The organism is Fibrobacter sp. UWT3, assembly GCF_900230125.1.
Classification (GTDB): Bacteria; Fibrobacterota; Fibrobacteria; order Fibrobacterales; family Fibrobacteraceae; genus Fibrobacter.
On the sequence record NZ_OCSS01000001.1, the window covers coordinates 1,480,940 to 1,507,314 of the forward strand.

Here is a 26,375-nt window from a genome sequence, read left to right on the forward strand (position 1 = left end):
AGCTTGCCGAATGGGTGTCATTTTCCGGAAGAGACGATGACTTTCGCGGTCTTCAAGATCTTGTTCTTGAGCTTGTAACCCTTCTGGAACACGGTGACCACGTGGCCTTCGGGCACGGTTTCGCTGGGCTGCTGCATCAGGGCTTCGTGCATGTTCGGGTCGAATTCCGCGCCTGTCGGGTCGATTTGCTCGAGGCCCGCGTCGGTCAAAATTTTCGCGAACTGGTTGTAAATCATCTGCATGCCCTTTTCAAAGGCTTCCAAATCCTGGGCCTTGTTTTCGCTTGCGAAGGCGCGCTCGAAGTTGTCCTGCACTTCAGAGAGCTTTTCGAGGAGCTTGCCGTTCGCGGTCTCGATGAGTTCGAGCTGTTCCTTGGCGGTGCGGCGGCGGTAGTTGTCGAATTCGGCCATCAGGCGCAGGTTGCGGTCGTTGGCGTCGGCCAGTTGCCGCTTCAGGACTTCTGTCGGGTCCGGAGCCGCGGCAGGTTCGGCCGGCTGTTCGGCAGAGGCTTCGGCGGGCTTATCAGCGGTTGCTTCGTCCTGGGCTTCGCCAGCACCCTGGTCAGATGCGTCGGCCTTGTTCTCGGTTGGTGAGCCTGTCGAACCATCCATCTTCATAGCGTCTTCGGCGGCCTTGAGCACGTCGTTTTCGAATTTTGCCTTTTCTTCTGCGGTCGGTTCCTGCTGATTCAAATCTTCTGCCATTTCAATACTTTCCTGTTTAATTGTCCGCCGGAATACTGCCCGCGGGACATCTGTTTTACATTTTCTGCGCCAAAGATAGCAAAAAATATGCCAATTTAAAGCAGGGGATTCCTGGGGAAAACGCAGGCTTTTTTGACTTTACATACTAAATGAAGGAAAAACACATTTTGATATGTAAAATCAGCCTTAAAAGACAAAAAATTGTATCTTTTTTTCTCTAAAATCAGAAAAAAGATCTTTTTGAGGGCAAAAAATTGACAAAATGCCTCAATTTTTACATACCAGATAACCAAAATACAGCATTTGGTATGTAAGCCCCAAATTTATTTTTTGTAATTACATACCAAAGAGCTCGAAACGATAAGGTTGGTATGCAAAAATGAAGGTTTCAAAATAAAACGCCGCCCTTGAGCCTGGATCCTCAACATTCGCTGGGGAATGGTGGCAAGAAGCGGCTAGCCTCCGTTCCCTGATTAAATTCCCAATATCTAGTTTACATAATACGCATTATCGGCAATACAATAACGCCAAAATACGGGATATTTAATTAAAAACGCCAATTGCTGTACATTCCGCGCCTGCCTCACGATAAGTATATGTCCTTTTTATTATATTGTTGAAAAATGAAGAAAATCGCCACAATCGCCTGCCTTTTGCTCATCGCCGTCGCCCTGATGGACGGCTGCGCCGTGACGCGCAAACTCGACGCGGCGAGCATCATGCGCAACATGAAGGTGGATTTCCGGCAGATTACGCTCGACTCGGTAGAGATCCGTCCCGACATCGTCGAGCAGCTCGGCGGAGCGATTGTCGGAGGAATCCTGCCGAACCCGAATGTCGTCGCGTTCGTGCAGAACCTCGCGAAGGGCATCGTCAACATCGATCTCGGGTACGCATACCTGGGCGTCGTCCTCGACGTGAAAAATTCCGACGTCGATACACTCTGGCTGCGTGACTTTACCGCACACGTATCGCTCGACACGCTCATGGACCTGCCGCTCGAACTGAAGGATTCCGTCACGCTTATCCCCGGCGAGAACAAGGTGCGGCTTTCCACGCGCCTCCCGCTGGACAAGAGAATTTTCAAATTCAAAGAAATCAAGGAAGTCAAGGCCACAGGCAAGCTTGTTGTGGCGCTCGGCCCGGAAGGCGAATCCGTGCCCTTTGACTTCAACGATTCCCGCACGATTTCGCACGAAGAAATGGTCGCCATTGAAGACAACGTAAGGCAGACCATCCTGAACAGTATATTGAACGACTGGGTCGGCGGGCTTTAACCGGAGGAAAAATGAACCGCACGTATGTTCCCGAAAACTTGAACGTCGATGACACCCACGAGGTTTCTAAACTTTACAGGCACCTGCTGCAGCGCGAGATTCCCGTAGATTCCGCGAAACTCCGCCAGTGGATTCTGGACTGGAGCGAACTTGAATCGGTGCTCGGCGAAGTGAGCTGCCGCCGCTACGTGGCGATGACCTGCAATACCGCCGACGAGAAAGCCGCCAAGGCCTACACGGACTTTGTCGAGAACATCCAGCCCATCATGAACGAGTACGACGACAAGCTGAACAAGAAGCTCGTCGCCCACCCGGCAAAGGATGCGCTCCAGGGCGAATTTGGCGAGTGGTTCAAGGGCGTGCAGGTTTCTCTGGACCTGTTCTCCCCCGACAATATCGCGCTCGAGACCGAAGAGAACAAGGAAATCCAGGCGTACCAGAAGATTACCGGCGGCATGAGCGTCGAATTTGACGGCGAAACCAAGACAATGCAGCAGATGGCCGCCTACATGGAACGCACGGACCGCGAGCTGCGTGAACGTGCCTGGCGAACGATGTGGGAACGCCGCCTCCAGGACAAGGACGCGCTCGACAAGTCGTTCGACAACCTTTTTGCAATCCGCAAGCAGGTGGCGAAAAACGCACACTGCAAGGACTTTATCGACTACATATTCCTCGCGAAGCACCGCTTCGACTACTCCCCTGCCGACTGCGAGGCCTTCCACGAGAGCATCGAGAAACTGGTCCTCCCCCTCCAGAAGGAGATGTACAAGAAGCGCGCGCAGAAGATGGGCCTTGAACGCCTGCGCCCGTGGGACCTGAACGTAGACCCACTGGACCGCGCCCCGCTCAAGCCCTATGCTACCGGCAACGAACTCATCGAGAAGGTAGACCAGATATTCGAGAGCATCCACCCGCAGGCTGGCAAGTGGGCCCGCGAGATGCAGGCGAAAAAACTCATCGACCCGGATTCCAGGCTCGGCAAGGCCCCGGGTGGCTACCAAATTGGTTTTGACGAGAGCCGCCTCCCCTTCATCTTCATGAATTCTGCCTGCACGGACCGCGATATATACACGCTGCTACACGAGTCGGGACACTCGTTCCACCAGTTCGCGCTTGCAGGCCAGCCGATTTTCCCGTACCGCGACGTACCCGCAGAATTTGCCGAAGTCGCGAGCATGAGCATGGAACTCATCGGCATGTCGAACCTCAAGCCCTTCTACGGCAATGACCGCGATGCAATCGAACGCAGCACCATCGGCGAACTCGAAGACGTTATACGGCTCTTCCCGTGGGTCGCGAGCGTCGACAGCTTCCAGCACAGGCTCTACAACTTCCCCGAACATACGGCGAGCGACCGCAGCGATATATGGACCGAAATCATGGACCGTTACGATGCGGGCGTGGACTACACCGGGCTCGAGGCCGTGCGCCGCAACCTCTGGCAGAAGCAGCTCCACATTTTCGAGTGCCCGTTCTACTACATCGAGTACGGAATCGCCCAGATTGGGGCCCTGCAGGTGTGGGCGAACTTCAAGAAAGACCCGAAAAAGGCCATCGACGACCTGTTCCGTGCCGAAAGCCTCGGGAGCAGCCGCCCCGTGAAGGAACTCTTCGAGGCCGCAAATATCAAGTTCGACTTCTCCCCCAGGACGCTTGAACCGCTCATGCAGGTCGTCTGGGACGAACTGAACTAGACGAAAGAACGCCCCACCGAAGGTGAGACTTTAGACGAAAGACGAAAGAAATATCTTTTTTTTCGCAAATTTTTGCAAAAAATGGCCAAAATCGGTTGACAAGAGCCAAAAATCAATCTATATTTGGCCTCACATCCTGGAGGGATGGCCGAGTGGTTGAAGGCGCACGCTTGGAAAGCGTGTTTACTTTACGGTAACGAGGGTTCGAATCCCTCTCCCTCTTCTAAAATTTTTCGGAGGTACCCGATGTCCGATCAGAGAGTCTATCTTGACGATATCTACGCAAGCAAGGAATGCGAAGGTTCTGTGTTCCGCGCTGTCGTGATGATGGCCCAGGAAGCACGTTTCGTGAACAACCAGGCCAGCCAGGGTTACATCCACCTGAACAAGAAGCCGACCACGATTGCCATGTACAAGTTCAAGGAAGGCAAGCTCTCCATGAGCGAAAAGAAGAGCAACGACGTGACTGAAGAAGCCATTGCCGCCGCTCAGGAAGCCCAGGCTGAGGCCGCCGCTCCCGAAAACATCGCTGAAAATGCCGCTGCCGCAGATGCAGCCTTCGGCGTGTAATCAACTCGCGACAAACTTTTAGAAAACGGCTCCACTCGAGCCGTTTTTTTTGTATGAGGGTAAGCACCGAAGGTGCCAGTGGACACTCTTGTCGCTACGCGACTGCGGTGTGACGTTCTACTTCTGGAAAAGAACCTTATGCGTATTGCGGTTGCGGCCGAGCGGTTGCCCGCGGACACTCCTCCCCTTCAGGTCGAACGTCCTGGCCGGAGCGATGTCTACACGAGTATCCCGCAGGCGCACGATTTTCACGGATGACGTGTCGCCGGTAGAATCCTCCGGCACGACCTTGCCCGTATCCACGACGCTCGTATCGCCCGCAGAAGATGTATCGGGCTTCGAGCCTGCCTCCTCGAGTTTCCAGATGAAGGATTCGTCGCGGTCCACCTTGCGGTTCTGCTGTACCTGCGTGCCCACCGCCTGCAGGTAGAGCCCGCTCTTGTAGTTCTTGAGCAAGAAGGCATTCGGCGTATTGATTCCAGCATCGTCAAAGGTATAACGCTGGTGAGCCCCGCCGTTGTAGCCGTAGGTCGAGGCAACAATGCCAGCGGCCGTAGATTCGTTAGGGATATCCACGACGCGGCTCCCGAGCTGAATGTAGTATGTAACGGGGTTATCGCCCACTGAGAAAATCTTCACGAAGGTAGCCGTATCGCTACAATCCATGAGTTCGAGCGCATTGCTAGATGTAATTCCCATGCATTTCTTTGTTTCGCCGAGGGACTTGATCCTCCCCTCCTTGAAAAACGCGATCTTGAACAACTGCTGGTAAATGGTTTCCACGAGAAGCACGTGGTTTATCAGGTCCTGCTCGGACTTGGCCTCGCTCGCCTGGTTCAGGCCATACGGCCATATATGCTGACGGTCGCAATGGAGTTCCGCATTCGGGCCATCCATTTCACGAAGTTTCGCCTGGACCTTGTCGTCCCTGAAGACTCCATCCACGCACGTTGCCGCGTACTCCGACGTTGTCCCGACACCCATAGTGTGCGCCATCTCGTGCATGGCCGTGGGCACCACCATGTAACTGCGGTTTTCGCCAAACCGGAGGTCGCCGTTGCTGCTCGCCTCGGCTGTGGGTACGCCCGGCGCGTAGTAGACGTTGATGAACTTCGAAAGGTTCGAGTAGGTATTGTAGAGCTTGACCGCCGAATCCATCACGGCCGTAATGCGCTTGTAGGCGTCTTGCTCGTCGGCAGTCGGATTAGCGGACTTGTGGAGCGTGTAGGTGACCTCGGCATGCGAAAATACCGCCATAAAGGCAATGGCCGACACCGCTAGCAGGCTTCTCTTGAAAAGCATAGATACTCCTTAAAACCAGACACCTCCACTAATATACATTCCTCCAGCAAGGCGCGCAAGTAAAAACAGGAAAATCGGACAGGCATACGCGGAACGGCGACGAAATTGGTGGACAAACCCCCGCCAATTTGCTAAATTTAGCCCCGTAACTTTTAACCGGCGATGCAAGTCGCCAAAGAATCAAGAGGTAAAACAAATGGCAGTTTCTTACAAGGAACTCGGCCTGGTGAACACCAGGGAAATGTTTGCAAAGGCTGTTAAGGGTGGCTACGCCATCCCGGCTTTCAACTTCAACACCATGGAACAGATGCAGGCCATCGTGCAGGCTGCTGTCAAGCAGAAGTCTCCGGTGATCATGCAGGTCTCTAAGGGTGCCCGCAACTACGCCAACGGCACCATCCTCCGCTACATGGCCCAGGGTGCTGTTGAATACGCCAAGGAACTCGGCTGCGCCAATCCGCAGATCGTGCTCCACCTCGACCACGGTGACTCTTTCGAACTCTGCAAGGACTGCATCGACAACGGTTTCTCTTCCGTGATGATCGACGGTTCCGCTCTTCCGTACGAAGACAACATCGCCCTCACCAAGAAGGTTGTTGAATACGCTCACCAGCACGACGTGACCGTCGAAGCTGAACTCGGCGTGCTCGCCGGTGTGGAAGACGAAGTCCAGGCTGAAGAATCTCACTACACCAAGCCGGAAGAAGTGATCGACTTCGCTACCCGTACGGGCTGCGACTCCCTCGCTATCTCCATCGGTACCAGCCACGGTGCTTACAAGTTCAAGCCGGAACAGTGCACTCGCGACCCGAAGACTGGCAAGCTCGTTCCGCCTCCCCTGGCATTCGACGTGCTCCACGCCATCGAAAAGAAGCTCCCGGGCTTCCCGATCGTGCTCCACGGTTCTTCTTCTGTCCCGCAGGACGAAGTCGATACCATCAACGCCCACGGTGGTAAGCTCCCGGATGCCGTCGGTATTCCGGAAGAACAGCTCCGCGAAGCTTCCAAGTCCGCTGTCTGCAAGATCAACATCGACTCTGACAGCCGCTTGGCCATGACTGCCGCTATCCGTAAGTATTTCGACGAACACCCGGAACACTTCGACCCGCGCCAGTACCTCAAGCCGGCTCGCGAAAACATGCAGAAGATGTACGAACACAAGATCGTCGACGTTCTTGGTTCCAACAACAAGCTGTAATGAGACCGCTCGGCTCTATCGCAGATTAAAAATGTGATATCGCCTCGCTCTCGCAACAAAGCCAAAAGCTTAAAAACACCTCGGAAATATCCGGGGTGTTTTTTGATGTCTTCTCCGCTGAATTTTTATTAAAAAAAATTATATTTAAAGCAAATTAAGGAGGTCTTTCGTGATTCGCAAATCATTATTTCTAGTTTCTGTTGCCGTTTTCGCCTTGAATGAAGCAGCTTCGGCAAATACATGTACGGATGCTTATTTCAAATTAGAAAACAGCAAAGATATTCACAAAATATTTGACATCAAAATAGACTCAACCTATTCGAAAGATTCAGAATTAGAAAACTATATCAAGTATTTTTACAGTAATGAAATACTGGATAGTATAAAAACGACAAGTCTCTTTCAAGGTGAAACAAATTCTTCAACAATTTACTTTTATAGTGACACCAATGAAACCGTTTTAAAGAAACAAAATTTGGAATCAATTACCCATAATTGTAGCAATCAAGATACCATATGTTTCAAATTTGAAAACTATCGAAATGGCGAAGTTATCAAAAGCGGTCAAATAAAAGCGACAAATAATTATGTATCCAAACTTTATTTCAGCAACAAATTAACATCGCATTATGAATACATTTTAAAGCAAGATTCTGTCATTTTAAAAAGAACCTCTATTTACGAATCTGACACAAGTATAATAAAAATATTCTATGTTGCTGATTCAACCGATGATTCTAAATGCTATAACATTGAAGAAAATGGAGAAATTCAAAAAACGCTATTATACAGTTCCAACGAAAAAGGTTATTCAATGACCACAAAAGAAGGTGATTTTTATTATTCGGAAACATTTGTTTTTAATGAAGAACAAAACACAACCACCCTCCACAAAACAGTCAAGCCCGTCAAAATCTCCCCCAGGGCCCGCTACTTCGACCTGCTAGGCCGTTATAAATTCAGCAAGTAAAAGACGCCCGCCTTAGTTCGACAAGCTCACTACAAGCCGCGGGCATGACAACATCATCCCACATTACACACTTCACATTATACACTCCACATCTCACATCTCCATGCTCTGCCCTCACTGCCACTCTGAATTGAAAGACGATGCCACGTTCTGCCCGCATTGCGGAAGCGACGCCAATACCGGCTGGAAAGAAGGCGCAGAATTTACCGACCTCGAAACGCCGGACTACGACGAAATTGTGGAAAATGAATTCGGAACGGACGAATACGGCAACAAGAAGAAAAAGGCGAACCCGCTCGCCATAGCGGCCGCCGTTATCGTGGCACTCGCGTTTATCGCGGCGATGATTTTTTAGATAGAAAACCGCATTGGATTCTATCGCCTACGGCTCCAGAATGACATCCAAACTACCCTACTGATTTTTCAAGTTCAGCAAGCGTTTCTGCCGCCTCGCTGAACTCATAATCATCGGCCTGGTTCACAATCTTCTGTAGTAGGGCATCTACATCCTTCGCAAAGGCGATGCCTTCCAGCGTATCCAGGATTCTCTTGCACTGCGTCGAAGAGCAGGAGTCGAGAGCGCCCTTGAGGTCTGCAATCGCATTCTTGAGTTTCTCTACCGCCTGCGGGTCTTCCTTCTTCTGCGCGGGTAGCTGCGCCTGATCCATATCGAGGTCGTTCAGCACCACGTTCAGGTCTTCGATAAGGTCATGCAACGCCGCTTCAAAGACATTGTATTCCTCGAAATTCTGCTGTTTCTGCGAGAGCGTCGCCTCCACCTTGGCACCGAGCGACTGCACATGGCTAGAACCGATTGTACCGCAGAGCCCCTTGATGGTATGCGTAATGCGTGTCGCCTCCTCGAACTTCGCCGTCTCGATAAGCTTGCGGAGTTCAAAGTTGTTGCCGCTGTAGTCACGCACGAACCCGTGAAGGATTCTCATGTAGATATTCTTGTTGCTGTTTGCGTGGTACAAGCCCGCCGCCGCATCGAAGTTGCGGACCTTCGAGAACTGTGCGACAAAATTCGCTTCGTCTTCGCTCAGCTGGTTGTCCTCTGCAATGACGGTCTTGTTCTGCGGAACCGCTCCTTCAGCGGCAATCGGCAGGTACTTGGCCAGATCTTCGTACAGGAGCGTCGGGTCGATTGGCTTCACGATATACGAGTTCATGCCGGCATCGTAGCATTCTTCCTTGTCCTTCTGGAAGGCTCGTGCGCTCATCGCAAGAATCGGAACCTTCTTGAAATATTCCTCTTCCTTCGCACGGATTTCTTTCGTGGCGGTAAGGCCGTCCATCACAGGCATCTGCAGGTCCATGAGTACGAGGTCGAACGAATTGGGCTTCAGGAGTTCGAGCGCTTCCTTACCGTTGTTCGCAATCATCGTGGTAAGGCCCACGCTGTTAAGGAGCGATACGGCAAGTTCCTGGTTCATGAGGTTGTCTTCGACCAGGAGAATCTTTGCGGGTTTGAAGTAAACCTTGCGTTTCTCCTTCTTTGCCACCTGCTGGTAAGTGAGCTTAAGCCCGATGGATTCCTGGAGCGCGGTAAGCACGGAACTTATCTGCGGGGGCTTGGGCAGGCAGCTGTTGTAGCCCAGCATGAGCGCCATTTCGTGCTCGCTTTCCTCAAAGTGAAGCGGATGCATGAGAATCTTCGGGATAATCTGCATCTTTTCGGGAATGCCCTTCGCAAAATCAAACCCGGTTTCGAGCCCCATCTTGTAATCCACAAGGAAGTAGTCGTACGGGGCCTCACCCGCTTCTTCGTGTGCCTGGATTAAGTCGAACGCCTCTGCGGCAGAGCACGCCTCTTCCACGACGCAGTGGAGCTTGGTAAGGATATGCCGGAGCACCGCACGCATGTTCGCGCAGTCGTCCACGAGCAGCACGTTCTTTCCGTCGAAGGAATGGACGGATTTCCACTTGGGTTCGCCCGCATTCGGGGCAATCGGGAGCGATATGCTGAAGAAGAACCGCGAACCCACTCCGGAGGTGCTTTCCACCTGCATCTTGCCGCCCATAAGTTCCACAAGCGACTTGGAAATAACGAGCCCGAGGCCGGTACCACCGTACTTGCGGGTGGTCGAGCCGTCCGCCTGCGTGAACGCGTTGAATAGCCTGCCGAGCTGTTCGGGCGTCATGCCGATACCCGTGTCCTTTACGCTGAAGGCAAGGCGCACGTTCTTCTCGGTGATATTCTCAAGTTCTACGCGGAGCGTGATATCGCCCTTCTCGGTGAACTTTGTGGCATTGTTCACGAGGTTCGTAAAGATCTGCGAAAGCCTGAGCGGGTCGCCCATCAGGATTTCCGGGATATCCGGGTCGACATCAACAATCAGTTCTATCGGGCGACCGGCAATGCGCACTTCGGCAAGGGCGGCCACCTCGCTGATGACGTCCTGCAGAACGAACTGCGTAACCTCGAGTTCCTGCTTCTTCGCCTCGATCTTCGAGAAGTCGAGAATATTGTTGATGATGCCGAGCAGGGACTTTGCCGCATGGCTGATGCGTTCCACGAATCCGCGCTGGCGTTCAGAAAGTTCGGTTTCGGCAATGAGGTGCGCCATGCCGATAATCGCGTTCATCGGGGTACGGATTTCGTGGCTCATGTTGGCAAGGAACTCGCTCTTCGCCTGGGTAGCCTGTTCCGCTATCTCGCGGGCCTCGATAATCTCGGAAATATCCGTCATGGAGAACATGTAACCCACAACGGCCTCCTCGGCCTTGAGCGTTACCGCCTCGCCGCGGAACCAGATTTCGCCACGCCCTTCGTTCGAAGGCATCATGAAGGAATCCTTCCAGGTTTCGCGGTCGCGGAACGCCTTCACCAGTTCCTTCATTACGTTGTCAGGAATGCCGCAGGTAGCAAGTTCGGTAAGCGAGAGCCCGAGAAGTTCGCGCCAATCCTTCTGGAAAATATCGCCCAGCTGTTTCGACATGTATTTGATGTGGAGCGTACGGTCAAAAATCATGAGGAGCGAACGGTCCGCCGATAGCATGATGGTATCGAGGATGGTATCCTTCTGGATGCCGCTCGTGGCATCGTCAATCATGAAAAGGTAGCGGATACTGCCGTCGTCTTCGGAAAGGAACTGGAAGAAGATGCTCCACCAGTATTCCTCCCCCTTCGAATTCTTGACCATCACGACTGTCTTGCGTTCGCTCGGGTGAAGTTCCCCGCCCAGGGCAACGTGATGCGCAAATTTCTTGAACTGCTCCGAAGATATGTATTTCCAGAGGACTTCGCCCTTGATGTCTTCCATTCCGCCGGTGAAGAACTCCACCACGTTGCTGCTCGCCTGCAAAATATCGAAGTTCTCATTCGTGAGGATAAGCGTCATGTTTGGGCTCGAAAGCAGCGTATCGAAAAGGGTACTTGAGCTAACGCTATCCTTAAGGTCTTTCTCGATAAACCGCTTGAAAAGGATTCGCGCCAATAGCCCCGCAAGCGACATGAGCACGATGACTGCAATGATAAGGGCGAGCCTAATTCCCTTGAAGCGCTCGCTAAACTTGGTCACGACGGAGTTCTGGTGCAGAATGCGAACAACGTAGTACGGGTTCTTCTTCATGGCAGAAACCATGAACACGAAACTCTGGCGATGGTTGTTCGTCTTTTCGAAACGGAGCACGTTGCCGTTCCCGTACATCAGGAGCGAATCGACATCAAACTGGCTCGAAATCATGTCGAGCAGCGTCGCGATGCTGTCAAGGTCAATCTTGCCGAGGTTCGACTGTTCTGGGTAATGCGCAATAAAGTTGCTGTTGTTGTCGAGCAGGAGGATAACTCCACCCTCTGTCCTGTCTACACCCTCGCTCAAGGAATTCTCGATAATTTCCAGGTCAACATCCTCGGCGACAACGCCCTTCACGTTGTTGTTCTTGTCGCGAACCGCCTGTGAAATCGTAATGACCTTCTTGTTTATTGACTTGCGGTACGACGGCCCCGTTATGGCGATACCCTTGTTGCGGGACGCCTCCAGGTACCAGTCCTTGGTGCGGAATTCAGATACACCCTTGTCGAGCGCAATGCCACGCGCACTGATGTATTCGCCGTCGGAGGAACCGAAGAACATATCGACCATGTCGTCCTTTTTCAGGACGCGCTTCGTGAGCAGCGATTTAGCGTTCTGCTTGGTTACCGTGCCCACATTGGAAATGTACTTGGCGAATTCCCCCTGACGCTTGTTTATGATGGATTCACACGATTCCACGGTCTTGTGGAGCATCATTTCGGAACTGCTGTAGGCCGTAGAAACGAGCGTATTCTCGAGATAGAAAAGGAACGCAAAGACAAGCATTACCGTCGCGACTACGAGCGGTATCGTGTAGACAAAAGAAATACGCCAGCTGAGCTTACGGCGCTTTGTATTTGCCAGGTTTCTTGTCAATTCGCATTTTCCTTGAACTGTTCGTAAAGCTTGGGCAATTCATCGGCGATAGAAAGGAATGCATCGACCACTTCCGGGTCGAACTGCGTCCCCTTTTCGCGTACAATTTCATCGACGGCAACCTTGTGCGGGTAAGGGTCCTTATACGGGCGCTTCGACACGAGGGCATCGTACACGTCGGCTACCGCCATGAGGCGCGCTCCCACGGGTATTTCTTCGCCCTTGAGCTTGTTCGGGTAACCGAGACCGTCCCAGCGTTCGTGGTGTGCAAGCGCGATATCAGCCGCAATCTTCACCATCGGGTTGTCGTGCAGTTCCTTGGTGGCATCCATGAGCACGTCGTAACCCATCTTCGGGTGCTTGCGCATAATTTCGCGCTCCTGCTCGTTAAGCCTTGCGGGCTTGCGCAGGATTTCGTCCTCGATACCCACCTTGCCGATATCGTGCAGGGGGGCCGCCGTCGCATAGAAATCCACGTACTGGCTGTTCGGAATAGCCTGCGCGTACTTCGGGTTGTTCATCAGGACTTCTGCAAGCCTCTGCACAATAATCTGCGTGCGCTTGATGTGTTCGCCCGTTTCGGGGTCGCGGAATTCCGCAAGCGAACCGAGGCTCGTCAGCATCACCTTGAGGGTCTTACGCAGGTCTGCGGTACGTTCTTCCACAAGGTCGTGCAAGTGGTCGCGCTGCCGCTTGTATTCGAGCTGGTTCTTGACGCGCAAGAGCACCAGATGCGGGCTAAACGGTTTGCCGATGTAGTCGACAGCACCCAAGTCGAGCCCAATCTGCTCGCTCTCGCTATCGGATTTTGCCGTCAGGAAAAATACGGGAATATTCTTCAGGTCCTCGTGCGCGCGCATTACCCTCATGGTCTCGTAACCGTTCATTTCGGGCATCATCACGTCGAGCAAAATAAGGTCCGGGTGTACTTTTTCGGCAATTTCGATTGCCTTGCGCCCGTTTTTCGCAACAAAAACATCGTAATGTACAGATAAAACGCCTTCCAGGACCTCAATGTTGGTCTTGGTATCGTCAACTACAAGTATCTTGGCTCTAGCCTGTTCCATATGCCCAAATATATGTTCAAAAAACAAAATAAGACAGCCTGTTTTATTCCAAAGTGGAATAAGGAAAAAAAACGCAATGCCTTGACAGACTCAGTTTTATTACCAAAAGCTTACTTTTATATCGCTATTTGCATTGATTATTTGTAAATACAAAAATCTGCGACGGGGATTACGCCAAATTGAAAAAAATTATATTAAGGGAAGTAAAAAGGAGTCCAAGATGGCCAAGGTTTGGGTAAAAAGGGAAATTATAGCGCTTCTTTTTTGTGCCGGCGCTGTTTCTGCACAGGACGATATCACCCCCTTCTGGCGCGCTGTCGACAGCGTAAGCCGGAGTTTAGGCAACTCGGCCAACGACCTGTATACCGACCTCAGCCTCCTCGACACCATAAAGCTTGCCGGGGAAACCTTCCCCATCACCTGGAAAAGCAGCGACACACTATTTTTGGGCCACGACGGCCACGTCAACGGCAGGTTTGTGGGCGAAAATAAGCAAGTGACCCTCACGGCGACCGTCCACGACGCCATGAGAGCTAAGACGCAGGACGTAGCTATCAAGGTTTCCATCCACGGGTATGAACCCTACTCCAACTACCTTTTCGCGTATTTCCCGGCCAACGACAACGAGAATATCTACTACGCGCTGAGCAACGACGGCTACAGCTTTACCGCCATGAACAACGGAAAGCGCGTGGTGGCCGCCGACACGGTAAGCATCAAGAAGGGGCTCCGCGACCCGCATGTGCTGCGTGCTCCCGACGGCTGGTTCTACATGGTGAACACCGACATGAAGAGCGCCGAGGGCTGGGCAAGCAACCGCGGCATGGTGCTCATGAAGTCCCGCGACCTTATCAGCTGGAAACACGCCACCGTACATTTCCCCGACAAGTACAAGGGCAAGAACTTCGCGAACGTGACCCGTGTCTGGGCCCCCGAAACATTCTGGGACGACACCTACGACAACGGTGACGGCACCAAGGGCCGCCCGCTCGTGTACTTCTCCCTGCTGACCAACGATGGCACCATCAGCTACGACAAGGTATTCTATGCCTACTCAAACAAGGACTTTACCGACTTGGAAGGCGACCCGCAGCACTTCTTTGACCGCGGCAAGTCGACTATCGACATGGACATCGTCTACAACCCAGTCGACAAGTTCTACCACGCCTTCTACAAGAACGAAGGCGACGGCGGCATCTGCAAGGTGACCGCAAGTTCGCTCATGCCCAAGAGCGGAGCCGCCAGCGGTTCGCAGTGGAGCAAGCCGAGCAAGGCCCTGCAGCAGACGACCGAGGCCGTGGAAGGCGCAGGCGTGTTCAAGCTAATCAACCAGAACAGCTGGGTGCTCATGTATGACTGCTACATGAACGGGCATTACCAGTTCACGAGCAGCCCCGACCTCGAAAACTTCAAGTTCGTGCAGGACACCAAGACGAGCGGCGCCTTCACGCCCCGCCACGGGACAATCCTCCCGGTTACCGCCGAAGAGACTGCAAAACTCATGAAGGCCTTCCCCACTCCGGACTTTGAACCGCGGGTAATCGATATTCCCGATTCCATAGGCGTGTGCGACGGGAAGAAGGTTGTTGGCCCCTGCAGCGGCACGAAGATTATTCCCTATGTGAAGGTCGATGATGGCGGCTGGAACGAAACGCTTGACCTGAATGTCGCAAAGGGCGCTACGGTGCAGTTCGGCCCGCACCCCTGGGACGGCAAGATCTGGAACTGGGAAGGCCCGAACGGATTCAAGTCGACGACTCGCGAAAACTCGCTCAAGAACGTGGACGGCGACTTTAGCGGTTACTACACTGTCGTTTACACGAACGAGACCGGATGCAAGAGCCGGGCGAGAATCAAGCTTGTGGTAGACGACCCGGACAAGCCCTATGTGGAGCCGGACACCTCTACAATTGACACCGGCAAGACTGAAATCGCAGGCAGTATCGCGCGCGACCTCAATTTCGCAGGCAAGGTCGTCCGCACGGAATACTTCAGCGTAAACGGCCAGATGCTCAAGGCCAGACCGCGCGAACAAGGTGTATATATCCGAAAGGAAATTCTGGATAATGGGATGTCGAGAATTTCAAAGATTAGCATAAGGTAAAAAAGCATAATGATTTGTCCAAAGTGCAAGCGAAAATACGAAGACGACATGCCCAAGTGCCTCTGGTGCGATGCACCGAACCCGAACTACGGAGCGGAAGATTCACCGGAGAACGAATCCGAACCTGAAATCAAGCCAGAAACGCCCAAGCCCGAAACCGAGCCCACAAAAGGCCACTCCCATCACAAATCAAAGGAGCCCGGCCTTAAAATATTCTGGTTAGCACTCCTCATCGGTTATACCGGTGCTCACTGTTCTAGCAGCGGCAGAACCCTTCGCGGAGCACTTTACCTGATTTTCGGTGGACTGACTTACAAAATCATTTACCTCATCCTTCGGAATAATGGACTCACGATCCCTGCCGCGGTAGGTGCAATCGCTTTTGTCGGCTACGCAGTCATTGTATTCCTTTTCCTGAAGGATGTGTGGAAAATCGCGCTCGGCAAGTACAGGAACCGAAAGACCGGCAAAAAATATGAGTCAAAATCGTGGATGCCCGCATTGGCCCTCATTTTCACAATTATCCACGCAGTAATGCTGAATTTCAATGGATATTCTACCTACGAGATTGTATGGAACAACGGTGAACGCGTTACCGCCAAGATGAAACTGGCAGTCGAAGACTACATGCTGGCCCAAAAGAACTATTTTGAGCAGACCGGCAAAATCGGTGATGCAAAGACAATCCAATACATGGACTTATCCGTCAAATGGAATGATAATTTCCTATACTCGATGGCCGGGAATGGTCTTAGAGTCGAATATATGACAAATTACCATTGCCCGTACGAAACCGAATGGCTGATTCACCCTATTCTCCATAACGGCGTGCTCGATTGGGAAATTACCCTTCCCCAAGATAGCCGGTGCAACGAATTTGCGCACCAACTCGTGAGCCTCAAGGAATCCCTGAGCAACGTGCCCAAGGAATCAGAGCCCGCCGCAAGCACGCCCGAGCTTGATGAAGGCGTTGACGGGGTCGGCGTAGTTCCAGATACCACCCAGCACGGAGATTCCCTGTAGGGGAAGTTTCTTGATATCGTCCAGGTTCTCGTGATCGATTCCCCCGAAGGCGATGACCTGCGGGACTTCAGGCATTTTGCGGGTTGCGTCTTGCGCGGAACCTTGACGTTGATCGCAGGCCGTGTCGTGCGCGGCGAGTTTATCAGTAATGCACGCGATACCGAGTGTTTCGACCGGCTCATAGATGGACTGCGGTTGGAAAACTGGCCCGACAAGCGCTCCCGCCACCCATTCCGGCAAAGAATAGAGCTGCTCCAGATTGCGACAGACCGCAATGCAGTTCACTCGCTTCCAGCGTTCCGGGACATCTTGCGCAAGGAGGGCGGCATCGCACACGCATCCGCGCACTTCCAGGCGCTCCGCCATATCGGGAGTGCCGCGCACCCAGATCCGGTCGCGGAATTCCATCGGGAGGGCCATGAGCCAACGTTCGTACTGCGCTTCGGTCGCATACCGTATTGCATCGCCCGACACATCCTGTGCGGACCCCGGCACGCGCTTCTGGAGAATGAGCCTCGTGAGCCCGCGCTTGAACATCTCCTCGATGTCGTCGAACTCCGAGGTGAAATCGTCGAGGCATGTCGAAAGCCAAAGCCGCATGACTCGAATATAGTTTTTTGCCCGCAACGGAAACGTACCGGAGATGCGCGCGAGCATCGAGATTTATTATATTCTGCGCATGGCCGATATGAACGACAAAAATATTCAGGACAAGAATGCGCCAGACGCTGCCAGCGCGTGTCCGCAGGATAGTAATGCGCCTGGCAACAATGCTCCGGATTTCGCGAAACTCGCCGATGCCGCCTCGCCCGAAGGCAGCAGCATCAACAGCGAGGATTACTGGTTCCTGAAACTGAACGGGAATTGCTGACCGCATAGATGAAACAGCCCGCAGAACATAAACAAGAAAAGGAACGCTGCGTTCTCGTAGGGATATGCACCCCGAAGACACGCCCGTGGCTTGTATCCGAACAGGTAGCGGAACTCGGGCGTCTCGCCGAAACCGCGGGCGCAGTCGTTACGCGCAATTTTATCCAGCGCGTGCAGAATTTTAGCCCGGCCACCCTCATCGGCGAGGGCAAGGTGAACGAGGTCAAGCGCGCCCTCGAAGAAGACAACGCGAAGATGGTCGTATTTGATGACGACCTCTCCGGCTCGCAGGTCCGTAACCTCGAACAGCGCCTGCCCGGAATAAAGGTGCTCGACCGTACGGGCCTCATTCTCGATATTTTCGCAAAGCATGCCATAACTGCAGAGAGCCGCCTGATGGTGGAAGTCGCGCAGTTGCAGTACATGATGCCGCGGCTCACCGGTGCGTGGACTCACCTATGCCGCCAGCACAACGGCGGCATCGGCACCAAGGGGCCGGGTGAGACGCAGCTGGAAACGGACCGCCGCATGATCCGCAAGCGCATCCAGGAACTCAAGAAGAAACTTGAAAAAATCGAGGATGCCCGCGAGAGCCAGGCCGAAAACAGGAACGACATTTTCCATGTGGGTATCGTCGGCTACACGAACGCTGGAAAATCGACCCTCACGAACCGCCTCACCGGCGCAGACGTTTACGTAGAAGACAAACTGTTCGCGACCCTCGACAGCACCACCCGCAAACTCTACCTGGATGGAGACAACATCATCCTGAGTGATACGGTCGGGTTTATCCGCAAACTCCCCCACAACCTCATCGAAACCTTCAAGAGCACCCTCGGGGTGGCAGCGCATGCCGACTGCATTCTGGAAGTCGTCGACGGGAGTGCGCCGGACTACCGCGAACACCTGGAAGTGACCCACAAGACGCTCGAAGGCATCATCAGCAAGGAAACTCCACGCATCCGCGTGTTCAACAAGGCGGAAATCTGCGACGAGGCCCGCCGCACCGAACTTTTGCAGAACTATCCCGAAGCCATCCAGGTGAGCGCCCGCGAAAACATCGGCATGGAGCGCCTGCGAGACGCATTCAAGACGCAGTTGGCTGCATGGAAAAAGAAACGCGAAGCACATGAAGCAGCCGAAAAGAAAAGGGCAGAAATGCCGTGGCCACCGGAGGGATGATTCACTCCGTTCAGAATGACGAACAACTAATGACCATTGACTATTGACCAAGAACTAATAATCCATGAACAAGGAAGAACTGAAAGAGAAATACGGGAAGAAGCGCATACCGCACGAATGGCGCAAGACAGACTGGTTTACCACGCTCGTCGTGACGTTTTTCGGTTCGGGAATGAGCCCGAAAGCTCCCGGCACCATGGGAAGCCTCGCCGCAGCGATTGTCGCCTACCCCATGGCCGTGCTTGCGGACTCCCTCCTGGGGCAATACGAAGCATTCCCCATCGGCGGCAATGCATTCGCCATCTTCATAAGCCTCCCCTTCCTCGCTGCAGCACTCTTCTTCTTTTTCGCCCCCATTCCCTTCGTGAACAAAGCAATGAAGGACACCGATACAGAAGACCCCGGCTGGATCGTGATCGACGAAGTCTGCGGAATTTTCACAGCTCTCGCGTTTGTCCCGAGCGTCGTTATCGTCGACTGCCCCTGGGTGCTTCTCTTTGTATTTGGGCTTTTCCGATTCTTCGACATTTTCAAGCCGTTCGGAATCCACCGATTTGAAAAGTTCCCCGGTGCATGGGGCGTCATGGCAGATGATTTGCTGGGCGGGCTTTACTCAGGCATATTGATGGGCCTGGGATTAACGGCCTATCTCGCGACGTTGTAAGGCTAATTGGACGCAGGCCTTGTCGGCTAGTAGTCCTTGAGGCAGCGCACGGAATACATGTTGCTGCTCACGTCGAATTCCATCCTGAAATCTCCGGGCGGTTCGAGATGCCAGCCGTAAGCATCTCCGTCTTCGGTCGTAGAACTCCAGAAATGCGCAGAGACACCCAGTTCCACAAATTCGTCGGTCGCCTTGCCCGCGGGTACCACGTCGAACCCGTATCGGTCGCTTCCATCCCACTTGTCGCGGGATTTTAAACTCATCCAGGCGGCTTCCTTGCCGTCGCTATCCTCGATAAACGTGCGGAAGCGTTTCCATTCATCATTTTCGGGCAGGTGCCATCCCGAAGGGCATGCTTTATTTGCCATCTCGAAATTGTATAAACGCCCGTACTTCGCGCAGTTCTCGTTCTTGTTGTCGTAACAGGCGCTCCCCTTCTCATTGAACGCAAGGTTCTCCGCCATCCAGGTGCGGCTCCCGATAACGACAGTCCTGTAGGTATGCCCGTCGCGATTATCGCGGAACGTGCCCGTCTGCGGCAGGGCTAGTGCGAATGTCGCTCCAAACAAAAGCGAAGCGCTGACGATTTTAGGGAAGCTTTTCACACGAACCTCCTAGAACTTTATCGGGTAAAGCAAGTACCAGTGGAATTCCGGATAAACTTGTATGGTGGGAGCAGGAAGCTTAAAATAGTTCAGGTACTTGATGAGCGTGCGGGCCCAGCGGCTCTGCGGGCGGAACGCTTCCAGGTCGTAGTCAAAAGCAAGGTAGACTTCACGGTGCCTGTTTTCCGCTTTCATGTGTATCGCGTTTTCGTTGATACTTAAACCCGCCGCAAAAGCAAGCCAACTCGGGTAATACTTCCGTGCACCAGCGGGCAGCAGCCGATAGGGCTTGAAGGATGCCCAAAAAGTCTGATTTATATAATCATCGGTAAATACAGCATCACCCGCATGGCTACTTTTTCCATTATAGTATTCATCAGAATTAATCCAATAACTCCACTTAAGGTCTACATATTTGCATATGGGCACATATCGTTCTGCCATAGGCCAAAAACCACCCAAGGTACCCGAAAGAACATCAAAAACGCTAAACCCCCATTTGGGTGAATAGCCATCCTTGACATCAATAGCAATATGAGTCGTCATGGCAGAAACACCAGCAAATAAATAAGACTTGAACTCACTAAGGCCAGCCCAGCGATACCCCTCATAAAAACTTTCTCCGAGTATCACGCCAGCTGCAAAATGGCCAAATTTATCCAGATTCAGCGCATAATCGAAATCATTTTCGAAATGAAAATGGCTTCTTTCATCGTCCCACCATCCCTTGGAAAACACAAATATGTATGCAGCGCCGAAGGAAGAAAGCGTGAGCGCACCAAGTCCACCGACCTTCCACCAGGAAATTTCGGACTTGATATCGACAGAATCCTCGCTGCGATAATCCCACGTGGAATCGCGCCAAGTAGGCGGATCATAAGGGGCCGCCTGCGTGGACTGCACAAGGCAAACCAGCGCAAGAGCAAAAGCAGCAAAGCATTTTGAGATTGACCCTTTCACACCGGTAAAGATAGAAAAAGAAAAGCCCCGGAGAATGAACTCCGGGAAGCTTTATCTAATATGTAGTGTGTGATGTGTAATGGGGAATGAATAATTAGTCATTTCACATTACACATTTCACATCGATTTAGTCGCGGGCCAAGAGAAGCACGCTGTTCTGGCCACCGAAGCCGAAGCCGTCGGACAGGGCGTACTTGAAGCTGTGACTCGTATTCTTGTTCGCGCAAACATCGAGGTGGATGCGTTCATCCTTGTTGAACACGTTCGTCGTAGCGTGAATCATCTGGTTCTGCAGAGACTTCACCGTGATAATGGCCTCAAGGGCACCGGCTGCGCCGAGAGCGTGTCCGATCATGCACTTGGAGGAGTTAATCTTCAGGGAGTCAGAAGCGCCGAACACCTTCTCGAGGGCGGAACATTCAGCCACATCGCCGAGCGGGGTCGACGTACCGTGAGTATTCACGTAGCCCACGTCCTTCGGGGAGATACCTGCGTCGCGGAGCGCCATCTCGATGGCGAGACGCACGCCTTCGCCGTCTTCACGCGGGGCGGACATGTGGTGCGCATCGGCGCTCATGCCGACACTGGCAACGCGGGCAAGGATGTTCGCGCCGCGCTTCTTGGCGTGAGAGAGGCTTTCAAGCACGAGAATGCCGGAACCTTCACCCATCACGAAGCCGTCGCGGTCCTTGTCGAACGGGCGGGAAGCAGTGGCCGGGTCATCGTTGCGCTTGGAGAGGGCGTGCATGTTGGTAAAGCCAGCGAGGGCGAGCGGGTTCACCGTCTCGTCGGTACCGCCAGCAAGCATGATGTCGGCGCGACCCAGGCGGATAGCGTCAAAGGCCGCTGCGATAGAATGGTTCGATGTCGCGCAGGCGGAAACCACTGCAAAGCAGGGGCCCATCCAGCCAGTGCGGTTGGAAACTTCGCCCGCAGGCATGTTCGTAATGGACATCGGGATAAAGAACGGAGAAACGCGGGTCGGGCCACGGGTACCCCAGGTAACCGCGTTGTCAGTGTAAGTGTTCATACCGCCAATACCGGCACCGATAATCACGCCGGAACGGGACGGGTCTTCGGCCTTCGGGTCAACACCGGCATTCTTCAATGCCTGGAAGGCAGAATAGACTGCGTACTGGATGCACTTCGAGAACCTGGACTGGTCTCTGGTGCTAAAGAACTCGGAACCGTCAAATTCCTTGACCGCAGCCGCAATCTGGACCGGCAGTGCAGAAACGTCGAACCTATCAATCTTGGCGATGCCGGACTTGCCCTGCAAAAGGTTGTCCCAGAGGATGTCGGGGGAATTTCCAAGGGCCGAAACACAGCCCATACCGGTAATTACTACTTCTTCCATAGTGTATTCCTGTGTGTAACAAATTAACGAGCCGAATATAGCAAATATTTTTCTTACAATAAAGTGTTTTATTTCTCATTAGCACCGATGTTTGACGAAGCGTAAAAATAGGCAGACAAAAGGTCTAAAATTATTTTGACAATTTTACACTTCGGTACAAAAAACTAAATTTACCGACGATATGGCAAAAAAGAAAAGTTCTAGAAACCTGGTCTGGATGGATTTGGAAATGTCCGGGCTCGACCCCGAAAAGGACGTTATCCTAGAGATTGCCACCATCGTTACCGATGCGGAACTCAACATCCTAGCCGAAGGGCCCGTCATTGCCATTCACCAGAACGAGAACGTCTTTGAATCCATGGACGAATGGAATACCAAGCACCATACGGCGAGCGGTCTTGTAGAACGCTGCAGGCATTCGCAATACTCCACCGCCGACGCCGAAAAGGTGACGCTCGACTTTATCAAGCCTTTTACCGAAAAGGCAAAGAACGTACTGTGTGGCAATTCCATCACGCAGGACAGGCGTTTCTTGTACAAGTACATGCCCGAAATATCGAACTGGCTTTGCTACAGGAATATAGACGTAAGTTCCATCAAGGAACTCTCATTCCGCTGGTATCCAAAACTTGATGAATTCCAGAAGGAAAAGCGCCACGAGGCCCTGAACGACATCCGCGAGAGCATCGCCGAACTCGCCTACTACCGCAAGACTATTTTCAAGTAACCCGATGAAGTATTATTACGACCCCCAAAATCGACTCCCCTACAAGAAGAGATTACGTAACCGTTGCATCGCTATCGCCATTTTTGTTGCAGCCTGCGCCCTGATTGGCTCGTGCATATTCAAGAGCGGCGAACAGGCGGCGCAACCGAAAGGATTCGTCGTAAACGGCAATGATCCTACGGCGACATCCAAAGAATGGATCACAGACACTCTCCGTGTGGATTCTTCCATCATCGATTCGCTCAAGGAAGCGCACCGAGCAATCAAGGTGAAGGATCCATTAACCGAGTCCACAGTAAAGAGTCTTTTCGGCGAGGCAAAGGCATCAAGGGAAGCCGCCACGAAAGAATCCGAGAGGAATGAAAACCTCGAGAACACGCAGGCGACCGTGACCGCCGCGGTCACCCCTGAAAATCCCCCCGAAGTAGAAATTGTCGATTCGGTACACATCAAGAACCAGAAGGACGTGTTCCTTGCCGAGAAAATCGACAACATGCTCCGGCGCTTCAAGCCCATGCACAGCGCGATTCTTGTGGTGGAACCGAACAGCAACGAGATAATCGCCTGGGGCGAAACCAAGGATTACAAGGTGCAAAATGCGCCGGACTACATCTCGCGCAACACCTTCCCTGCCGCATCGCTTGCAAAGACCGTCACAATTGCAGCCGCGATGGAAAGCAACCGCTATTCGCTCAATTCCCCGATACCCGACAGGGGCGCTCATCACACGCTGTACAAAAACCAGCTGCGCGTGCCCGAGAACTATGCGGGCCCGACTATTGAACTGCAGGACGCCTATGCGAAATCCGCAAACCCGCCGCTCGGCATCATCGGCCTGAACGTCGGGGCAAAGCGCCTGCGCGACGCGGCAAAGATGCTCGGCTACAACACGAACTTCCCCGGCGGCCTCCCCGGGCGCTCGAACTATGCACCTCCCGATTCCGGATACGGGCTTGCCGAAGTGAGCTGCGGGTTTATCCAGTCGACAACCCTCTCTCCCCTCCTAGCGGCAGCGCAGGTGCGTTCCATACTCGCCAAGAAACCTCTCGAAATCCCGTGGGCGAAAGACCTCGAAGGCATCGCCCCCAAGCAGCGCATCGCTCTCGACGTGGGTAAGTTCAGCGAGAACACCTACTACGGGCTACGGGCCGCCATGCTACGTTCCGTCACGAACGGAACCGCAAGGAAGCACTTATCGACCAAGAATATGGCCCGCAAGAATTTCAACGCCCTGAACATCGGCGGCAAGACTGGTTCGCTCGACGGGAACGACCCGAACGGGCGATACGAATGGTTTATGGGATTTGCACAGTCGAAGGAAGACCCCAAGAAGGCGATTATCGTAGTCATCATGCAGGTTCACGACCTGCAGGGCTACCGCTCGCAGCCTGCATGCCAGGTGGCGGCGATGATAATGAACTACTGGGCTCACCAGAAATTATGGCAGACAAACTAAAAGCGAGGACAAAATGGAACCTTCCTGGTGGAACCTTATACCGACCTACTTTGACGGAATCGCATTTACAATTCCCCTCATGAACTTCCCGGTCCACTGGTACGGCGTGATGTACATTTTCGCGTTCGTCACCGCATACTTTACCATGTGGAAAATCAACTCGAAGGAAAATCTCGGGTACACCAAGGAGCAGTTCGACAACCTGTTCATGTGGGCCATCGCGGGCATCCTCATCGGTGCGCGACTCGGGTACGTTTTCTTCTACAAACCGGGCTATTACCTCGCAAACCCGCTCGAAATAATCATTCCCCTCACCCACGACGCACTCGGGTGGCACTTTACGGGCATTGCAGGCATGAGCTACCATGGCGGCATGATTCTCGGCACCATCTTTGCGATTATCGGAATGAAACGCAACAAGATGGACGTGTGGAAAACGCTCAACCTGAGTTTCCTTGCTGCCCCGCTCGCCTATACCTGGGGGCGATGGGGCAACTTCATCAACGGTGAACTTTTTGGCGAGGTGACAACGAGCCCTATCGGCATGTTCTTCCCGCTTGCCCACGACAGCCCCATCACGAACCCGATTCTTCACCATCCGAGCCAGCTCTACGAAATGTGCTTCGAGGGAATCATCCTGTTTGCGGTTCTCTATAACCTGAGACGCATTCCGCTATTGCGCGACAAAATGCCCTGCCTCTACCTGATGGGCTACGGCATATTCCGCTTCTTTATCGAATTCTTCCGCAGACCCGATGCCCACCTGGGGCGCATTGACCTGTTCGGCATGAGCCGCGGGCAGACTCTCTGCAGCCTCATGATTATCACAGGCCTTGTGTGGCTGATTGTGCTGATTTACCGCCAGAAAAAGGCCATTAAAAACAGCTAGTCCTGGATGCAACGGACCACATCAGTAAACCTAGCAACTCACCGCAAGGTTTGAAACCGCGAGCGCGGGCACCTTTATACCTGAAAACTTGTCGTAGTATTCGCTCCCGACGGCGACAACGTTCTGGATTATATCGAAGAAATTTCCGGAAAGCGTCACGCCATCAACCGGATGCTGGATTACCCCGTTTTCGCACCAGAACCCGTGAGCCCCGATGCTCAGTTCGCCCGAAACGGCATTGCAGCCAGAATTGCCCTCCAGGCGAACAACCAACAGGCATTTCGGGAATAACTTCAAGAGTTCCGCCGTAGTCTTGTCGCCCGCAGGCACATACATGTTCCAAAACGCGGTACCCATCTTCGAACCGAAACCGCGGGCAGCACTACCTGTTGTACTGCAGCCATCTTTCGCGGCTGTTTCCAGATTGTAGAGAGCCTCGTTAAAGACACCATCCTTTATAACCTCAACGCGACGCGTGAGAGAGCCTTCGGAATCGAAATAGACCTTGTTGCAGAAATTCTCGGAATTCGGGTCGCTCCAGAGAGAGAACTTTTCGGACGCAATCTTTTCGCCCAGCTTACCCGCAAGGCGGGACATGCCCTTCTGCATGGATTCTGCGATAAACGGCGACCCGTACATTCCAACAAAGCGGCCGGCAATGCGTTCCGAGAAAATCACAGGAATTTTTCCGCCTTCAATTCTCTTCGCGCCAAAAAGTTCAGTGGCGTATGTAGCAGCCTTGTCCGCGATTTCTTTCATCGAAATTTCATTCCAGTCGCGACGGCTCTTTACGCAATTACCTAACTTACTGACTCCATCGCGTACTGCGACCGCACCCGCACCGACAGAAACGGAGTTGTCCTTGTCGGTGTAGAAAAGCCCGTTACTGTTCGCCACGATAGAGATTTCACGGTTCAGGTCGGCACCGAGGTACGGAATGTTCTTGATGTCGGCGGAACGTGCGAATGTTTCCTTTTCGAGTTCTATGCAGAAATCCTTGAGCTCCGCAAGCGAAAGCGAATCTAGGGCAGGATTGTAATTCGGGCTGTCATCCGGAATCTGCGCCGGTTTCGGAAGTTCAATATTTACAGGCTCCGTCCACTGAGTGTGGCAAACCGCATCCTTGATGGTCTGTGCAATCGCATCCCTGGTAAGGCGCTCGGTGTGCGCATACCCTGGATGTCCGTCCTTGATGACGCGAATACCAAGCCCTACAGAATCGGAAATCTCAGTATTCTGCACCTGCCCCTGAAAAACAGAGATACCCTCGGAATGCGAATTCGAAGCGATTATGTCGAACTGTTCCGCCTCGCCCTTCGCGAGGTCACACATACAAGAAACTGCGTCAGTAATATTCAT

General features: G+C 52.9%; 23 protein-coding genes and 1 tRNA gene. 15 read left to right on the plus strand and 9 right to left on the minus strand.

The window, feature by feature from the left end:
* Positions 1-17 precede the first annotated feature (17 nt).
* The gene (gene grpE / locus CRO08_RS06450) at positions 18-704 is read right to left on the minus strand and encodes a nucleotide exchange factor GrpE (protein WP_097035500.1); all 687 of its coding nucleotides are present in this window, start codon (positions 702-704) and stop codon (positions 18-20) included.
* A 623-nt stretch (positions 705-1,327) separates the two neighbouring features.
* On the opposite strand from grpE, the gene CRO08_RS06460 reads away from it, so the two are divergent.
* From CRO08_RS06460 to CRO08_RS06475, 4 genes are all read left to right on the plus strand, one after another.
* Positions 1,328-1,981 carry a hypothetical protein gene (locus CRO08_RS06460; RefSeq protein WP_097035502.1) on the plus strand — a complete coding sequence of 218 codons (654 nt, stop codon included), beginning with the start codon at positions 1,328-1,330 and terminating at the stop codon, positions 1,979-1,981.
* Positions 1,982-1,992: 11 nt separating this feature from the next.
* Positions 1,993-3,678, plus strand: coding sequence for a M3 family oligoendopeptidase (locus CRO08_RS06465; RefSeq protein WP_097035503.1), 1,686 nt, complete (start codon positions 1,993-1,995; stop codon positions 3,676-3,678).
* Positions 3,679-3,816: 138 nt separating this feature from the next.
* Positions 3,817-3,901 (plus strand) — tRNA-Ser (locus tag CRO08_RS06470).
* A gap of 23 nt (positions 3,902-3,924) precedes the next feature.
* Complete coding sequence (locus tag CRO08_RS06475; protein WP_097035504.1) at positions 3,925-4,248, plus strand: hypothetical protein; 324 nt, start codon at positions 3,925-3,927, stop codon at positions 4,246-4,248.
* 117 nt (positions 4,249-4,365) lie between these two features.
* Here CRO08_RS06475 and CRO08_RS06480 read toward each other — a convergent pair whose 3' ends face one another.
* Entirely contained in the window at positions 4,366-5,550 is a 1,185-nt protein-coding gene (locus CRO08_RS06480; RefSeq protein WP_176495077.1) for an RICIN domain-containing protein, read from the minus strand.
* Positions 5,551-5,746: 196 nt separating this feature from the next.
* On the opposite strand from CRO08_RS06480, the gene CRO08_RS06485 reads away from it, so the two are divergent.
* From CRO08_RS06485 to CRO08_RS06495, 3 genes are all read left to right on the plus strand, one after another.
* The gene (locus CRO08_RS06485) at positions 5,747-6,748 is read left to right on the plus strand and encodes a class II fructose-bisphosphate aldolase (protein WP_072978447.1); all 1,002 of its coding nucleotides are present in this window, start codon (positions 5,747-5,749) and stop codon (positions 6,746-6,748) included.
* Between the two features lie 169 nt (positions 6,749-6,917).
* Positions 6,918-7,718 carry a hypothetical protein gene (locus tag CRO08_RS06490; protein WP_097035505.1) on the plus strand — a complete coding sequence of 267 codons (801 nt, stop codon included), beginning with the start codon at positions 6,918-6,920 and terminating at the stop codon, positions 7,716-7,718.
* A gap of 103 nt (positions 7,719-7,821) precedes the next feature.
* On the plus strand, positions 7,822-8,073 hold the full coding sequence (locus CRO08_RS06495; protein ID WP_097035506.1) for a zinc ribbon domain-containing protein: 252 nt from the start codon (positions 7,822-7,824) through the stop codon (positions 8,071-8,073).
* Positions 8,074-8,125: 52 nt separating this feature from the next.
* On the opposite strand, the gene CRO08_RS06500 is transcribed toward CRO08_RS06495, so the two are convergent.
* Positions 8,126-12,112: a response regulator gene (locus CRO08_RS06500; protein WP_097035507.1), complete on the minus strand. Its 3,987-nt coding sequence runs from the start codon at positions 12,110-12,112 to the stop codon at positions 8,126-8,128.
* Positions 12,109-13,179, minus strand: coding sequence for an HD domain-containing phosphohydrolase (locus CRO08_RS06505; protein ID WP_097035508.1), 1,071 nt, complete (start codon positions 13,177-13,179; stop codon positions 12,109-12,111). Before CRO08_RS06505 ends, CRO08_RS06500 begins: the two co-directional genes overlap by 4 nt.
* 220 nt (positions 13,180-13,399) lie before the next feature.
* Between CRO08_RS06505 and CRO08_RS06510 the strand changes: the two genes are divergently transcribed.
* Positions 13,400-15,283 carry a glycoside hydrolase family 43 protein gene (locus tag CRO08_RS06510; RefSeq protein ID WP_255252261.1) on the plus strand — a complete coding sequence of 628 codons (1,884 nt, stop codon included), beginning with the start codon at positions 13,400-13,402 and terminating at the stop codon, positions 15,281-15,283.
* Between the two features lie 9 nt (positions 15,284-15,292).
* Positions 15,293-16,306, plus strand: a complete 1,014-nt coding sequence (locus CRO08_RS06515; protein ID WP_097035509.1) for a hypothetical protein — start codon at positions 15,293-15,295, stop codon at positions 16,304-16,306.
* On the opposite strand, the gene CRO08_RS06520 is transcribed toward CRO08_RS06515, so the two are convergent.
* A complete protein-coding gene (locus tag CRO08_RS06520) occupies positions 16,214-16,906 on the minus strand; it encodes a hypothetical protein (protein WP_097035510.1) in 693 nt (230 codons plus the stop codon). The genes CRO08_RS06515 and CRO08_RS06520 overlap by 93 nt on opposite strands.
* Positions 16,907-16,985: 79 nt before the next feature.
* Here CRO08_RS06520 and CRO08_RS06525 point away from each other — a divergent pair, with 79 nt between their 5' ends.
* From CRO08_RS06525 to CRO08_RS06535, 3 genes are all read left to right on the plus strand, one after another.
* Entirely contained in the window at positions 16,986-17,177 is a 192-nt protein-coding gene (locus tag CRO08_RS06525; RefSeq protein ID WP_143151909.1) for a hypothetical protein, read from the plus strand.
* 8 nt (positions 17,178-17,185) lie between these two features.
* Positions 17,186-18,358 (plus strand): GTPase HflX, encoded by a 1,173-nt coding sequence (gene hflX / locus CRO08_RS06530; protein ID WP_097035511.1) that lies wholly within the window; start codon positions 17,186-17,188, stop codon positions 18,356-18,358.
* 64 nt (positions 18,359-18,422) lie between these two features.
* Positions 18,423-19,022 carry a phosphatidylglycerophosphatase A gene (locus tag CRO08_RS06535; protein ID WP_097035512.1) on the plus strand — a complete coding sequence of 200 codons (600 nt, stop codon included), beginning with the start codon at positions 18,423-18,425 and terminating at the stop codon, positions 19,020-19,022.
* Between the two features lie 26 nt (positions 19,023-19,048).
* Here CRO08_RS06535 and CRO08_RS06540 read toward each other — a convergent pair whose 3' ends face one another.
* The 3 genes from CRO08_RS06540 to fabF form a co-directional block, all read right to left on the minus strand.
* On the minus strand, positions 19,049-19,627 hold the full coding sequence (locus CRO08_RS06540; RefSeq protein WP_097035513.1) for a fibrobacter succinogenes major paralogous domain-containing protein: 579 nt from the start codon (positions 19,625-19,627) through the stop codon (positions 19,049-19,051).
* A gap of 9 nt (positions 19,628-19,636) precedes the next feature.
* Positions 19,637-20,587 carry a YfiM family protein gene (locus CRO08_RS06545; RefSeq protein ID WP_255252262.1) on the minus strand — a complete coding sequence of 317 codons (951 nt, stop codon included), beginning with the start codon at positions 20,585-20,587 and terminating at the stop codon, positions 19,637-19,639.
* 127 nt (positions 20,588-20,714) lie between these two features.
* The gene (fabF, locus tag CRO08_RS06550) at positions 20,715-21,944 is read right to left on the minus strand and encodes a beta-ketoacyl-ACP synthase II (RefSeq protein ID WP_097035514.1); all 1,230 of its coding nucleotides are present in this window, start codon (positions 21,942-21,944) and stop codon (positions 20,715-20,717) included.
* 181 nt (positions 21,945-22,125) lie between these two features.
* Between fabF and orn the strand changes: the two genes are divergently transcribed.
* From orn to lgt, 3 genes are read left to right on the plus strand one after another with little or no spacing between them, the layout of a single operon-like run.
* Positions 22,126-22,671: an oligoribonuclease gene (gene orn, locus CRO08_RS06555; protein ID WP_072810534.1), complete on the plus strand. Its 546-nt coding sequence runs from the start codon at positions 22,126-22,128 to the stop codon at positions 22,669-22,671.
* Positions 22,672-22,675: 4 nt separating this feature from the next.
* The gene (locus tag CRO08_RS06560; protein ID WP_097035515.1) at positions 22,676-24,127 is read left to right on the plus strand and encodes a penicillin-binding transpeptidase domain-containing protein; all 1,452 of its coding nucleotides are present in this window, start codon (positions 22,676-22,678) and stop codon (positions 24,125-24,127) included.
* A gap of 13 nt (positions 24,128-24,140) precedes the next feature.
* Positions 24,141-25,016, plus strand: a complete 876-nt coding sequence (gene lgt / locus CRO08_RS06565; protein ID WP_097035516.1) for a prolipoprotein diacylglyceryl transferase — start codon at positions 24,141-24,143, stop codon at positions 25,014-25,016.
* A 30-nt stretch (positions 25,017-25,046) separates the two neighbouring features.
* Here the strand turns inward: lgt and CRO08_RS06570 are convergent, their stop codons facing one another.
* Positions 25,047-26,375: a TldD/PmbA family protein gene (locus CRO08_RS06570; protein WP_097035517.1), complete on the minus strand. Its 1,329-nt coding sequence runs from the start codon at positions 26,373-26,375 to the stop codon at positions 25,047-25,049.

Excerpts from the sequence above, each read along its gene's own strand:
- grpE (WP_097035500.1), bottom strand. The coding sequence starts at position 704 with ATGGCAGAAGATTTGAATCAGCAGGAACCGACCGCAGAAGAAAAGGCA.
- CRO08_RS06460 (WP_097035502.1), top strand. The coding sequence starts at position 1,328 with ATGAAGAAAATCGCCACAATCGCCTGCCTTTTGCTCATCGCCGTCGCC.
- CRO08_RS06465 (WP_097035503.1), top strand. The coding sequence starts at position 1,993 with ATGAACCGCACGTATGTTCCCGAAAACTTGAACGTCGATGACACCCAC.
- CRO08_RS06475 (WP_097035504.1), top strand. The coding sequence starts at position 3,925 with ATGTCCGATCAGAGAGTCTATCTTGACGATATCTACGCAAGCAAGGAA.
- CRO08_RS06480 (WP_176495077.1), bottom strand. The coding sequence starts at position 5,550 with ATGCTTTTCAAGAGAAGCCTGCTAGCGGTGTCGGCCATTGCCTTTATG.
- CRO08_RS06485 (WP_072978447.1), top strand. The coding sequence starts at position 5,747 with ATGGCAGTTTCTTACAAGGAACTCGGCCTGGTGAACACCAGGGAAATG.
- CRO08_RS06495 (WP_097035506.1), top strand. The coding sequence starts at position 7,822 with ATGCTCTGCCCTCACTGCCACTCTGAATTGAAAGACGATGCCACGTTC.
- CRO08_RS06505 (WP_097035508.1), bottom strand. The coding sequence starts at position 13,179 with ATGGAACAGGCTAGAGCCAAGATACTTGTAGTTGACGATACCAAGACC.
- CRO08_RS06510 (WP_255252261.1), top strand. The coding sequence starts at position 13,400 with ATGGCCAAGGTTTGGGTAAAAAGGGAAATTATAGCGCTTCTTTTTTGT.
- CRO08_RS06515 (WP_097035509.1), top strand. The coding sequence starts at position 15,293 with ATGATTTGTCCAAAGTGCAAGCGAAAATACGAAGACGACATGCCCAAG.
- CRO08_RS06520 (WP_097035510.1), bottom strand. The coding sequence starts at position 16,906 with ATGCGGCTTTGGCTTTCGACATGCCTCGACGATTTCACCTCGGAGTTC.
- CRO08_RS06525 (WP_143151909.1), top strand. The coding sequence starts at position 16,986 with ATGGCCGATATGAACGACAAAAATATTCAGGACAAGAATGCGCCAGAC.
- hflX (WP_097035511.1), top strand. The coding sequence starts at position 17,186 with ATGAAACAGCCCGCAGAACATAAACAAGAAAAGGAACGCTGCGTTCTC.
- CRO08_RS06535 (WP_097035512.1), top strand. The coding sequence starts at position 18,423 with ATGAACAAGGAAGAACTGAAAGAGAAATACGGGAAGAAGCGCATACCG.
- fabF (WP_097035514.1), bottom strand. The coding sequence starts at position 21,944 with ATGGAAGAAGTAGTAATTACCGGTATGGGCTGTGTTTCGGCCCTTGGA.
- orn (WP_072810534.1), top strand. The coding sequence starts at position 22,126 with ATGGCAAAAAAGAAAAGTTCTAGAAACCTGGTCTGGATGGATTTGGAA.
- CRO08_RS06560 (WP_097035515.1), top strand. The coding sequence starts at position 22,676 with ATGAAGTATTATTACGACCCCCAAAATCGACTCCCCTACAAGAAGAGA.
- lgt (WP_097035516.1), top strand. The coding sequence starts at position 24,141 with ATGGAACCTTCCTGGTGGAACCTTATACCGACCTACTTTGACGGAATC.
- CRO08_RS06570 (WP_097035517.1), bottom strand. The coding sequence starts at position 26,375 with ATGAATATTACTGACGCAGTTTCTTGTATGTGTGACCTCGCGAAGGGC.